Origin of the sequence: Dietzia sp. DQ11-38-2, assembly GCF_014145055.1 — a bacterium.
Lineage (GTDB): Bacteria > Actinomycetota > Actinomycetes > Mycobacteriales > Mycobacteriaceae > Dietzia.
The window spans coordinates 1-2,166 of the sequence record NZ_JAALDW010000424.1 but is presented as its reverse complement, the minus strand read 5'-3'; the positions used below and the strand labels follow the sequence as shown (position 1 = coordinate 2,166).

The following is a 2,166-nucleotide window of genomic DNA, read 5'->3' as shown; positions in this document are numbered from 1 at the left end:
GCCGGCTCGCGCCGGGCGAGGGGTGTCAGGCTCCCAGCCCCGCGCTGCCGAGCGAACCGGTGCCGGCCCCGGCGGCGCCGGCGAGACGCTCCCAGGGACCTGTCACCGCGAACGTGTAGCCGTCGCCCTGGATCGACACGAACATCACCGAGCCGTCCTCGTTGAACACCGGGCCGGCGAACTCCGAGTCGCTCACGCGGTTGCGGGCGATGGGGTACGCCCGGCCTCGGTCGTCGACGCCGACGACGTGCTGGATCCCGGAACCGTCCTCGGACACCACGACGCCGCCGTGGGGGGAGACCGTGATGTTGTCCGGGCCGTCGAAGCCCCCGCCGTCCGCGAGGTCGACGGACGGGTCCGGGTTCCTGCCGAAGACGGAGTACAGGGTGATGGACGCACCGTCCGGCGCGATGCGCCAGACCTGCCCGTCGTGCTCGGCCGCCGAACCGTCGCCCATCCGGGCGAAGGAGGCCACGACGTACGCGCCCTCCTTCCACCACGCGCCCTCGAGTTTGCGCGAGCGGGTGCCGCGGTCGGCGTAGGACTGCTTGCGGATCGAGGTGGTCTCCGCGAGTCGGTCGCGACCCGGAACGTCCACCCACTCGACCTGGTAGGTCGTGCCGACCGTGGTGGCCACCGACAGGTCCGGTACGTGAGCGCCGCCGGAGACGCATCGCATCATCTCGAAGGTGCCGGCCGTGTCGCCACCCTCGGAGCGGGCGAGCTCCGCGAGCGAGCCCGTACCCGGCTGGAACCCCGCCGGAGGGGTCCAGCGGTACACGTGGCCGTTGGGACTGCCCGCGTCCTCGGTGAGGTAGATGACGCCGCTCGTGGGGTGCACCGCGACGGCCTCGTGGGCGAACCGCCCGAGGAACTTCAGCGGCACCGTGGCCTGGGCCCGGTTGAGCGCGGTGTCCGGCGAGACCTCGAAGACCCAGCCGTGGTCCAGTGAGGCTGTTCTGCCCTGGAGCGAGCGTCCACCGGCCCGGAGTTCGGTCTCCTCGCAGGTGAGCCACGTGCCCCACGGGGTGACGCCGCCCGCGCAGTTGTTCACCGTGCCGGCCACGCCGACGTACTGCGACCTGCGTTCGCCCCGGGAGTCGACGGCGATCACCGTGCATCCCCCACCCGCCTGGTCGTCGAACGTGAGCCCGTCGGTCACCGGAACGACATGCGGTTCGCTGCCGCCGATCTCGTGGTTGAGGACGAGGAAGCCGCCACCCCCGCCCACGAGGTCACCGACCGAGCCCAGTGCTCCTGATAGAGAACCGAGGGGGCCGGAGGCCGGGAAGTACCCGGCGCCGTCGGGATCGGACGGGGACGCGGCGCCACCCTCCATGGTGGTCTCGCCCGCGTGCGAGACCACGGTGTACGTGAAGCCCTCCGGCAGATCGAGCAGACCGTTCGGGTCCGGCACCAGGTCCCCGTACCCCTCGGTCCCGACGCCCGTGGCGCCGGCGATCGCGCCGGAGCCGGTGAAAGTCCCGGTGAGGTTACCCGCGACGTACACCCCCGCGCCGAGAGCTGCCGCGCCGGCGAGGAATCGACGACGATCGATGCTGGTGGTTGCCATTGTTCCGGTGTCCTCTCCCCGCGGCCGGCCCGTCCGGCGCGCGGGTTCAGACGCTAGGGGCCGATGGAAACGGGAACGCGCCGTTGAGATGTCGCGGGCGTGAACGCGCGGCGGAGACGCGGTGCGGGCGTCCGCCCGCCGGCTGCACGGATCGGCTCGACGGGGCCCACCGGACCCCCGTGGTCGCCGAGTGTTCACCGACGGGCAATCGACCGGGCCCCCGGGGTGGCCTAATGTGACCGGCATGGCACTGCTGCCGGTGGACCTGGACTCGACGCCTGACGACATCGCCTCTCTCCTCGCCGTGGACTCCGCCGTCCGCGCCGCGGTGGGACTGGAGCACTTCGCGCCCACGCCGGCGGCGCTGCACTGGGCCGGCGCCGAGGGGATGTGGATGGCGCTCGTCCGGCCCGGCGAGGGGCGTGCGCTCCTCGTCGGCTGGCACCACGAGTTCTCCCTCACCGAGGGCAGCGGACGCACCGGCGAGACGGGGACGGACCTCGTCGGCGACGCCCCGGGGTGGTGGCGTCGCGGAGTCGAGCACGCCCGGTCCGCCGGCCTCTACCTGGGCTTCCTGTACGGCTGGGACGGGG

The 2,166-nt window shown here is 72.9% G+C and carries 1 protein-coding gene and 1 pseudogene; one reads left to right on the top strand and one right to left on the bottom strand.

Annotation, left to right across the window (positions count from 1 at the left end):
* Nucleotides 1-25: 25 nt before the first annotated feature.
* Complete coding sequence (locus G6026_RS13635) at nt 26-1,573, bottom strand: alkaline phosphatase PhoX (protein WP_182613483.1); 1,548 nt, start codon at nt 1,571-1,573, stop codon at nt 26-28.
* A 244-nt stretch (nt 1,574-1,817) separates the two neighbouring features.
* Here G6026_RS13635 and G6026_RS13630 point away from each other — a divergent pair.
* Nucleotides 1,818-2,166: pseudogene (locus G6026_RS13630) on the top strand (hypothetical protein); the annotation flags it as partial.

What these genes read in the sequence shown, in the direction of transcription:
- G6026_RS13635 (WP_182613483.1), bottom strand. Translation starts at nt 1,573, where the DNA reads ATGGCAACCACCAGCATCGATCGTCGTCGATTCCTCGCCGGCGCGGCA.